Raw genomic sequence first — 10,262 nt, 5'->3', positions numbered from 1 at the left:
CCATGTCGTTCTGTGAGCCAAGGAGTTGGTCTTGTGAGTTGTCTTCCTAAGACCGCTTGGCCTCCGACTTCGCGTCCCCGCGCCATTCGGAATACGCCTCGGCTGCGCGGGGACGCGAAGCACCGCTTCGCGCTACATTACTACCCGCGGGGCATCGACGTGCCGGGCTTGCCCGTTTTGGCGGCGGGGTGGAACATGGGGTCCACGGCATCCATGTCGAGGAAGTGCGAGAACGTGTCGCCGCGCAGGCCCAGGCGAATGGTTTCGAGGCTGACCACTTCATTGGGCGCGATGTTGCCCAGGTTCACGTTGGCCCCAAGCAGCTTGATGAACCACACCTGCTGAGCTTTCTGCGGGGCTTCCCACAGAATTTTCTCGGAGGGAATCTTGGTCAGAATTTCTTCTACCAGACCCGAGCGCACCTCGCCGGTGCTGCGGAACAGGCCCACGTTGCCACCCTCGCGCGCCTCGCCGATAACCTTGATGGCCCCGGCCGCCAACTCGGCTTCCATCTGGGCAATCCACTTGTAGGGCGGAATGATTTTTTCGGCATCCTTCGAGCCTACTTCGCTCAGCACGCGCACGGCCTGGCTCAGCTCGCGGATGTATTCGCACTTGCGGTCGTGGTTGAGGTCGATACTGCCGTCCGACACCTCGGCGTATTCCATGCCGTAGGTATCGAGCAGGCGGCGGTAGTCGTCGAACTGATTCCGGATGATGAAGGCCTCGAACAGCGTGCCGCCGAAATACACCGGAATGCCGGCCTCGCGGTAAATTTCCAGCTTGCGCTTCAGGTTGGGCACCACGTAGGAGGTGGCCCAGCCCAGCTTCACAATGTCGGTATAAGGGCTGGCTACTTCCAGAAAGTCCTCCACTTCGCGCAGGCTCATGCCCTTGTCCATCATCATGGTGTAGCCCTGCTCGCGGGGCTTGGGCGTGCGTTCGGGAAGTTGAGAGAGGTCGTAATTCATCTACTTGTGAATATGAAAATGTGTTAAAGATGTGGAGATGTGGAAATCAGGCTCAAAAGGTTAGGCAATGTGCAGGCCCACAAAAAAACCGCCTGCGCAGGCGCAGGCGGTTGCAAAAGTAGTGCTTGGCATATTACGGAGCGTGTGTGGCGGAGTCAGGCGCTATTTTCACATTTGCACATTCCCCCGTATTTCCACCTCCATTTCACTTCCGGAACTGCTCAATCAGGCGCTTCAGGCCGGGTTGCTCGCGCAGCTCGGGAAAGTAGTCGAAGAGCAGCACGTGCTGGTCGAAGCTGAGGGTGAGGGCCGTTTCCAGGGTATTGTAGGCTTCGCGCATGCGGCCATCGGCCAGTAGGTACGCACACAGCATGTAGTGGAAGTGGGCTTCGTGCGGGTGCAGCTCCACGGCGTGGCGCACCAGCTCCACGGCTTCGGTAAAGTGGCCCTGCTCGTAGAGAATGGCACTCCAGCTCACCCAGCCCTGGGCATCTTCGGGGGCAACCTCGGTAGCTTTTTCGTAGGCCTCCAGGGCGCTCACCACGTTGCCCACCTGGTTTTCGGCCGCGCCCAGCGCCGACCAGTACTCCCCGCTGTCGGCGTAGAGCTCGGTGGCCTTGCGGAAGTAGTGGATGGCTTCGAGCCAGCGCTCCTGCTCCTGCAACAGCACGCCCTGGCCAAACCAGGCCTCGTCCATGGCCGGATTGATTTCCAGCGCCTGGCGGTAGTAGCGGCGGGCGGGCTCCCAGTCGCGCAGCTTCTCGTAGCACTCCCCAATGTTGCAGAGCGCCTCATCGGTGGGCTCGCCGGTGGGGTAGGCCAGCTCGAACTCCGGAATGGCCTTCAGGTACTCCTGCTGGCACACGAAGGTGTCGGCCAGCCAGTGGTGGGCATCGTAAAAATCGGCGCTGATGGTTACGGCGTAGTCGAACGCCTCGGCGGCCTTGGTGAAGTCCTCGCGGCGGTACCAGTACTGCCCCAGGTTGTACCAGGCCGTGGCCGAATACGGGTCGTCGTCGGTGAAGCGCTGGAAAAATGCCTCGTGCTCTTCCAGCCGCGCTGTGATGTCGAGGCAGTGCAGCAGCTCCTGCACCCCGGTTTCGTTGTCGGGGTTGAGGCGCAGGCTTTGCTTGTAGTGCTTGGCCGCGCTCTTGAACTTCTGCCAGCTCTGGAAAGCCAGGCCGAGGTTGAAGTGAATATCCTCGCGCTCGGGCTCCTGCTCCAGGCCCGCCCGGAAAAAATCTACCGCCTGCGCAAACTCACCGCGCTGCGTGCTGATGATGCCCCGCGTCACGGCCACGTCGGCGTTGGTGGGGTCCAGGTCGGCTACGTGGTCAATCTGGCGCTCGGCCTCGGTGTAGTCGCCGCGCATGGCCGTCACCTGGGCGCGGTCAATCAGCAGCTCGGTAGAGAAAGGGTATTGGCCCAACGCCGCCTCGCAAGCCTGCAGGGCTTTGTCGAATTCAGCGTTGGTAACGTAGTGGTCGATGATGTTCTCGAAGTCTTCCAGGTCGAAGAAGACAGACTCGTGCTGGGCTACCATGCGCTCGAAGCGGCGCACGGTATCCAACACAGCCCGGTGATTTTCAAAATGTTCGTTCATGCGCATAAATCACGGATTTAGCGGTTTTTTCACGGATTTCGCGGATTTCGTAGTCGACTCCGGGGAGTGGGTACGTCCGCTTTGGTCCGTTTTACCGGCTAGCTAAAGGTATGGTTATTTCAACTGCTTTTACGGCATCAATAGTACTAACAATTGTCCACGAAATCCGTGCAATCCGGGCAAAAATCCAGGAAACTCGTGGTCTGCTAAGGTACAATAACCGGCGCGGAGCCGGCGGGGTTTTCGACCAATCCGGCGGCGCACCAGGCCAGCGTTTCGGCCAAAGGCCGGAAACCAAGGCCGGTAGCGCTCTGCACTTTAGCATGGTCGTACACCACGGGCTGGCGGCCGGCCCGGGCGGTATCTTTGGTGATGAGCGGGCGGGCCCCCGTGAGCACGGCGCGGACATGCTCCAGCCGCCAGATGAGCTCGGCCGCCCAGTCGGGCACGGCCACGGTGGGGGGGCGGCGCTGCATGGCCGCCGCCGCCTGCCGGAAAAAATCAGCCAGCGGCACCGCCTCCGCGCTCAGCACATACCGCTCGCCGCTGATTTCGGGGTAGTCGAAGGCCAGCGCCAGCAGGTGGGCCACCACGTCGCGCACATCCACGAAGTTCACCAGGCCCCGCGTGTAGAAGCGGTGCTGCTGGTGGGCGTAGCGCAGCAGGCGGGTGCTGCTACGGTGCCAGTCGCCGGGCCCCAGCACCACCGAAGGATTCACGATGATGGCCGACAAGCCTTCGGCCAGGCCGCGCCACACCTCCAGCTCGCCCAGGTATTTGGACGTGGCGTAGGCGGGGTGGGCGGCTCCCAGGTCCCAGGTGGCTTTCTCATTCATGGGCTGGCTACTGCCCGCTGCCACCACCTGGCCGGCCCCCGGCCCGCCCAGCGCCGCTACTGAAGACACATGCGCCAGCCGGATTCCCGGATGCGCCAGGCAGGCATCGACCAGGGCGGCGGTGCCCTGCACGTTCACGGCCAGCAGCGCGTCCTCGTCCTGCGGCGCGTACGATACCAGGCCGGCGCAGTGAAATACGTGCGTTACGTCCGGCGTGAGGGCACTGCGTAGCAGCTCGGTATCGAGCAGGTTGCCGGCCAGCCACTCCACGCCCGGCGCGGCCCCGCTGGGCACGCTGCCCCGGTGCAGGGCGCGCACGGCCAGCCCCCGCGCCCGCAACGCGTGCAACAGGAAGGAGCCAATGAGACCAGTGCCGCCGGTAACGAAAATCATGCGTTTAGTGGTGAATGATTAGTGATTAATAATTAGTGGTGAATGGTTTATATGCTACAGTACTCTACCCCACAAAAACTTTGAACCTCGCGCCGCTGTCGCATTCAATTGGCTTCTGGAGTTTTCAATGGCACTTTTGGCCGGAAAATATTCGGTAGTCAGCCAGCATCAAAAGCTGCTTTTGACGCTGGGAAGGCACCTGAGAATTTTTTGTGGGGTAGAGTAATGCCACATCATTCACCACGAATCATTCACCACTAACCACTAATCAAAGCGTGTTATTCAGCAGTGGCAGGCGCAGCAGCTTCGCCAGGTGCGGCAGGGGCAGGGTGCGGCGCAGCAGGGTATCGGTGTGGCGCAGGTGGTGGGTGTCGGTCCCCACGAAGTCGACCAGACCGCCATCGACTAGCTGCTCGGCTACTTTTTTAGCCGCCGGCGAGTAGTAGCCCGCCAGCGAGTTCAGGTTGACTTGCAGCAGTACCCCGTGGTCGCGGCGCAGCGCTTCAATCTCGCCGAAGCGGCCGTACAGGTAGGTGTAGCGCTCCGGGTGCGCCAGCACCGGACGGTAGCCCTGGGCTTTCAGCTCAAACAGGATTTCGAACAGATTGAGCGGCTCGTTCATGTACGACGTCTCGAAGAGCAGGTACCGCTTGTCGCCCCCGAAGGTGAGCATTTCGGTGCCATCGGCCAGCTTGTGACCCAGAAACTCGTCGAGGTAGTATTCGGCCGCGCAGTCCAGCTCCACATCGCCCAGGCCGGCTGCCTGGGCAGCGGTACGCAGTAGTTGCAGCGCCGCCCGGATTCCCTCCGGGGTATTCTTGTAAAAGTCGCCCATGATGTGGGGCGTCATTATCAGCTTCCGGAAACCCAGTTCGCGCAGGGCCCGCAGCAGGTCGAGGGAGTGTTCCAGCGTTTCGGCTCCGTCGTCGAGGCCGGGGAGCAGGTGCGAGTGCATATCGGCCCCAAGCCCCGCGAGCGTGGGTACGGCGGCCGGGGTAGCTGCCGCGCCACCAAATAGCCGTTGCCAAAGCGAAGACATTGAACGAGCAATCGGTTAGGTGAAGAACTTCTTCAGCTTCTCGCCAAAGGTGAGCTTTTTGGCTTCGGTCTCCTCGTAGTAACCCTGCCCATAGGCCCCGTATCCGTAGCCGTACCCATAGCCGTAGCCGTAGCCATACCCGTAGCCAGCACCGGATTGGGCATCGTTGAGGATGGTACACATGCGCGTGAGGTTGTTGCTGCGCATGAGCCGGTTCATGTTGTTCACAAAGGCTTTGCGCGAATAACCGGCCCGCACGATGTAGAGCGGAATATCGGCCTTGCGCATAATCAGGATACCGTCCGTGACCAGTCCCACCGGTGGGGTATCAATCAGAATAACGTCGTACGTCAGAAACAGCTGCTGAATCATCAGGTCAAACCGGTCGCTGATAATCAGCTCTGAGGGGTTGGGCGGCGTGGGGCCCGCCGAGATGAATTGCAGCGACTCGATGGTAGTAGGCTGAATGCACTCCTGAATGGAATGGCGGTCGATGAGAATCGTGCTCACTCCCCGCGTGTTTTCGGCCCCGAAAGCCAGGTTCACCTTGGGCTTGCGCATATCCAGGTCCAGGATAATGACTTTCTGCCCCGACAGGGCGATAATGCCGCCCAGGTTCACCGTTACAAAGGTTTTGCCTTCGCCCGAAATCGTCGAGGTTACCGAAATCAGCCGCTTCTTCTTGGCCGAGCTGATGAAGTCCAGGTTTGTTCGAATGGAGCGGATGGATTCAGAAATAGCCGATTTTGGGTTTTTATCCACCACCAGCCGCGACACCTCCATCTTCTCCTTGTCGTAGGTCGGGATGATGCCCAGCACCGAGGCCTTGGCGTTGCGCTCCAGCTCCCGCACGTTGGTAATGGTGTTGTGCATGAAGTAGCGCACCGCAATCAGGCCCAGGCCCAGCAGCAGGCCGCCGGCCAGGCCGGAGGCGTATACCAACAGCTTGTTGGGGAAAATGGGGGCCATCGGTGGGGAAGCTGGCGATAGAATCTGGAAATCAGCAGTCGTACCGGCTTTCTCGATGTTAAATTCCATCTTCTTGTCCAACAACATTAGGAATGACTTCTCATACAGGTCCAGCGGGCGCTGCAAGCGGGCCAGTTCGGTGCCTTTGGCGGGCAGGCTTTGCAACTCCCCCGTCAGCAGCGCGCGTTGCCGATTGAGCTGTTCCATACCGCTGCGCAGCAGCTTCTGGTTTTGCTGAAGCAGCCGCTTAATGCTGTTGCGGGCAAAGTCAATTTTGGCTTTTTCCGATTGAACAGCTTCCGTCTTATCGGTATAGGAGCGAGTAATGCGCCGCAGGTTCCATTGCAGGCTATTGAGCTCGGAGAGCTGGGTGCTGAGCAAAGGGTCCTCAATGGACTCGAGCCCTGGAATGCTTTGCTGGATGGTTTGATTCTCGTCGCGGGTCAGGCGCTCCTGGCTGGCCATTTGCGCCACTTGGTCCAGCAGATTCGTTTTTTCTAACAGCTTGATGCGGTCTTCCTCCAGCTTTTCCAGCTTCGCACTGAGCGTGCCTACCTCAGCCTTTACATCATATGTGCCCGAGCGCTGTACAAAATTCTGGAGGTTATCCTCAGCATTCTGCAGACTCTTGCCGTTCTCCTCCATAATGGTATCCAGAAACCGGAGTTGCTTTTGCGTCGCCTCAGATTTGTTGGATATCTTTTCGTCCAGATAAACCCCGTCAATTTTATCGACGATATCCTGGGCTTTCAGCGGGTTGAAGTCGTTGAAGGAAATCCCAATAGTATTGGCATCCGGATTAACGATTTCGACAGTCAGATTCTTGTCAAGATAGCTGCTAATCGCGATATCGTTCTGAATAGTAAAGTGGTAGCTAGATTCCTGTACATCTGCTGTAAGTTGTTCGGTTGACATCACCTGCAGGGTAATGCCGGGCAGCGTGATTGGCTGCCCCAGTGTGTACTCTGCGCTATGAGGCTGGCCCTGACTCATAACTTCCAACTTAAAACGCTGGGGACCGGTGAAATTTATGTTGAACTTCCGGTTGTAAAAAGAATTATCCGTGATTTTGTATTCGACCCGGAAAGGCGAGGAGTCATACAGTTCTGATTCCAGCACCGTGCCCTGCACGTAATAATTCACGTCTAGGGCCAGCGAGTCCTTTAGGCGCCGATAGATAATATTGGATTTAATCAGCTCTACCTCACCAGCTAGCTTCGAGCCCCGTCCTTTGTCCACTAATGATGAGGGGGCCAGCCCGAGCGCGCTTCCTTGGTTGCTCTCATCAATTTTGAGCAGGGAAGAAGACTTGTACACCGGTTTGGTATAGCGCAAATACAGCCACGAGGCTGTCACGCCCAAGCCGATAAGCAGTAGCAGCCACAACAGGCTGCGGCGTGCCACCAGTACAAGTGTGGCGATGTCTAATCCTGGAGCCCCGTCCTCTTCCCCCTCGGCTCCGCTAGCGAGCGTGGCAGCCGGCGGAGCTGTAACGCCACCAGTGGCATTACGGATTAGTTCTTCCAGCTCAGTATTTTCGTTAATTGCCATTATAATGGAATTGCCAGCTCGTGCCCAAAAGGCGCTATACGCGTTTTATTGTAAATAAAGGACTTACCTTCTGAATTGGGTGATGAGGAAGAAGGTGGTGGTGAATATCAGCGTTGCAAAACTTATGATAGGGGCGGCATCGGTAAGCGCCTCCTGAACCGGGCGGCGCACGGGCTCTACGTAAATAATGTCGTTTGGCTCCATTTGCAGGTTGGCTCGCCGCATGCCATCCAGCGTGGTCAGGTCGACTTGCTGCACCCGCGGGTTCTTTAAATCGCCCCGAATAATACGAATATTGCTCGCCTTGCCGCCATAGCGGTACAAACTGCCACCGCCGCCGCCACCGCCACCGTCGATGCCACCGGCCAGCGCCAAAATTTCCAGCAGGTTCATGTTATCGTTGTCTAGGCTGATAACCCGGCCGCCGGGCGCACCCAGTACGAAAACTCGGTTATTCGTTACCCTGGTTGTTACGAACGATTCCTTGTAGTACTCGTCGTAACGTGTTTTCAGTACGCTGTCGGCCTGTAGCAGCGACAAGCCGCTGACTTTTACGCGGTTCACCATGGGCAGCATCACTGTGCCATCGGCTTGCACCAGAAACTCGCTGCCACCCCCCGAATTGCCCTGTCCTTGGCCAATGTTGCGCTGCGAGCCGCCAACGCGGGAGCTGTTACCGCCCTGGCCGCCTTGGCTGCCGGTCTGGCCGCCCGTTGAGCGGCTGGGCAGGCCACCGCTAGGCTGGCCAAACTGCAGTTCGCCGTTGGGGTCGAGTATCCGCTCGCCTTTGTTGGTGTTCACCCGTACTTCGAGGAAGTCGTTGGGTTGAATGAGGTAGTTGCGCTCGGTGCGGTTGACGGCGATGCGCAGCTTGGTGCTATCCAGCAGGCGGCCCTGTCTGTCGGTGAGCCGGAACATGGTGCGCTGATTGAAATATTTCGTTGAAGCGCACGACGAAAAAAGCAGCATTACCGGCAAGGCCAGCAGCCAAAGCCGCCCGAGGCGACGAAGAAGATAATTCGGCATAAAGGCCAATAAGTGCGAAGTCAATACGGAAAAAAAACCAAAAAAAATCGGTGGCGCTGGTCAGGTTCTCCCCAAAAAGCCTCAAAAGTAACGCTTTTGCGGTGCCCATTCAAGAATCATACCTTATAGTAACGCGTGCCGATGCCGTTTTCAACTGCCTGAATCGTACTTTTGTAGAGCCAAAACCCCGAATTATTTGTTACGGGAACCCTGCTCAACTGCCTTATCTCAAATCCCACCCTTACTTTCTTACAGTATAATGGAAGCCGTAGCCACCGAAAACCAAACCATGATTGCGCAAATGGTGCGCGACTTTGGTGCCCAGCACATCAAACCCAACATGATGAAGTGGGATGAAAGCCAGGAATTTCCCATCGACGTATTTCATAAGCTGGGCGAGCTGGGCCTGATGGGCGTGCTGGTGCCCCAGGAGTACGGCGGGGCCGGTTTTGGCTACATGGAGTACGTGACGGCCATTGCCGAGCTCTCCAAGATTGACGGCAGCATTGGCCTGAGCATGGCTGCGCACAACTCGCTTTGTACCGGCCACATCCTGCAGCACGCTTCCGAAGAGCAGAAGCAGAAATACCTGCCTAAGCTGGCCGCCGGCGAGTGGATTGGGGCCTGGGGCCTCACCGAGCCCAACACCGGTTCCGACGCCGGCAACATGCGCACTACCGCCGTGCTCGACGAGAGCGGCGAGAACTATATCATCAACGGCGCTAAAAACTTCATCACCCACGGCAAATCCGGTCATGTGGCCGTGGTCATCGTGCGCACCGGCGAAGTGGGCGACTCCCACGGCATGACGGCCTTCATCATCGAGCGCGGCACGCCGGGTTTCGCGGCCGGTCGTAAGGAAGACAAGCTCGGTATGCGGGCTTCGGAAACCACGGAGCTCATTTTCACCGATTGTAAGGTGCCCAAGGAAAACATCATCGGCAAAGTGGGCGACGGCTTCGTGCAGTCGCTGAAAGTGCTCGATGGTGGCCGCATCAGCATCGCGGCCCTCAGCCTGGGCATCGCCCAGGGTGCCATGGAGGCCGCCACCAAGTACAGCAAGGAGCGCCACCAGTTCAACCAGCCCATCAGCAGCTTCCAGGGCATTGCCTTTAAGCTGGCCGATATGGCGACCGAGATTGAAGCCGCCAGCCTGCTCACCTACCGCGCCGCCGATATGAAGGACCGCGGCCAGAACGTGAACCTGGAATCGGCCATGGCCAAGCTCTACGCATCGGAAGTATGCGTACGCGTCGCCAACGAAGGCGTCCAAATCTTTGGCGGCTACGGCTACACCAAGGACTACCCTGCCGAGAAGTACTACCGCGACTCCAAGCTTTGCACCATTGGCGAAGGCACCAGCGAAATTCAGAAGCTGGTGATTGCCCGGGCACTTCTTAAATAAATCACGGATTACGCGGATTCAAACGGATTTCACGGATTTTGTAGGCGGGCACAATGATGCAGAGTGATGATAGTATCGCTCCCAACATGGCGCTGGCAATGAATCGACTACAAAATCCGTGAAATCCGTTTGCATCTGCGTAATCCGTGATTATCTTTGCGGCCCGGTTTACACTGCTCTTCTGCGAGGGCGAAGCCGTTCCTCTGAAAATCTCCCTCATTCCCTGATATGATTATCATTCAAATCAAAGACAACGAATCGGTTGACCGCGCGCTGAAGCGCTTCAAAAAGAAATTTGAGCGCACCGGCGTTCTGAAAGAGCTGCGTCGTCGCACGTTCTTCCAGAAGCCCAGCATCACCGAGCGCAAGATGAAGCAGAAAGCGGTTTATAAGCTCGCCACCTACGGCCAGCCGGGCGAATAGTCCGAAATCCCGCTCCACGTTAGCGTTGTAAAAAACCGGCTGGTTT

The 10,262-nt window shown here is 58.0% G+C and carries 9 protein-coding genes; 2 read left to right on the top strand and 7 right to left on the bottom strand.

Translation table 11 applies throughout. The features are described 5' to 3' along the window. Positions 1–140: 140 nt before the first annotated feature. The 7 genes from ABD819_RS20255 to ABD819_RS20225 form a co-directional block, all read right to left on the bottom strand. Positions 141–971 (bottom strand): phosphosulfolactate synthase, encoded by an 831-nt coding sequence (locus tag ABD819_RS20255; RefSeq protein WP_345127317.1) that lies wholly within the window; start codon positions 969–971, stop codon positions 141–143. 205 nt (positions 972–1,176) lie between these two features. Beyond that, entirely contained in the window at positions 1,177–2,580 is a 1,404-nt protein-coding gene (locus ABD819_RS20250) for a tetratricopeptide repeat protein (protein WP_345127316.1), read from the bottom strand. Positions 2,581–2,780: 200 nt separating this feature from the next. Then, positions 2,781–3,803, bottom strand: coding sequence for an NAD-dependent epimerase/dehydratase family protein (locus ABD819_RS20245; RefSeq protein WP_345127314.1), 1,023 nt, complete (start codon positions 3,801–3,803; stop codon positions 2,781–2,783). 268 nt (positions 3,804–4,071) lie between these two features. After that, positions 4,072–4,842 (bottom strand): tyrosine-protein phosphatase, encoded by a 771-nt coding sequence (locus tag ABD819_RS20240; RefSeq protein WP_345127313.1) that lies wholly within the window; start codon positions 4,840–4,842, stop codon positions 4,072–4,074. Between the two features lie 15 nt (positions 4,843–4,857). Next, a complete protein-coding gene (locus tag ABD819_RS20235; RefSeq protein WP_345127310.1) occupies positions 4,858–7,362 on the bottom strand; it encodes a polysaccharide biosynthesis tyrosine autokinase in 2,505 nt (834 codons plus the stop codon). 63 nt (positions 7,363–7,425) lie between these two features. Then, on the bottom strand, positions 7,426–8,280 hold the full coding sequence (locus tag ABD819_RS20230; RefSeq protein WP_345127309.1) for a polysaccharide biosynthesis/export family protein: 855 nt from the start codon (positions 8,278–8,280) through the stop codon (positions 7,426–7,428). Continuing rightward, the gene (locus tag ABD819_RS20225; protein ID WP_345127306.1) at positions 8,240–8,497 is read right to left on the bottom strand and encodes a hypothetical protein; all 258 of its coding nucleotides are present in this window, start codon (positions 8,495–8,497) and stop codon (positions 8,240–8,242) included. The genes ABD819_RS20230 and ABD819_RS20225 overlap by 41 nt, the downstream gene beginning before the upstream one ends. A gap of 150 nt (positions 8,498–8,647) precedes the next feature. On the opposite strand from ABD819_RS20225, the gene ABD819_RS20220 reads away from it, so the two are divergent. Continuing rightward, positions 8,648–9,793 (top strand): acyl-CoA dehydrogenase family protein, encoded by a 1,146-nt coding sequence (locus ABD819_RS20220; protein ID WP_345127304.1) that lies wholly within the window; start codon positions 8,648–8,650, stop codon positions 9,791–9,793. 228 nt (positions 9,794–10,021) lie between these two features. Beyond that, positions 10,022–10,216, top strand: a complete 195-nt coding sequence (rpsU, locus tag ABD819_RS20215; protein ID WP_168672574.1) for a 30S ribosomal protein S21 — start codon at positions 10,022–10,024, stop codon at positions 10,214–10,216. The last annotated feature ends 46 nt before the right edge of the window (positions 10,217–10,262 follow it).

The sequence above is a fragment of the Hymenobacter antarcticus genome (genome assembly GCF_039539545.1).
GTDB lineage: Bacteria > Bacteroidota > Bacteroidia > Cytophagales > Hymenobacteraceae > Hymenobacter > Hymenobacter antarcticus.
The sequence above is the reverse complement of the archived record's forward strand: the minus strand, read 5'-3'. Positions and strand labels throughout refer to the sequence as shown.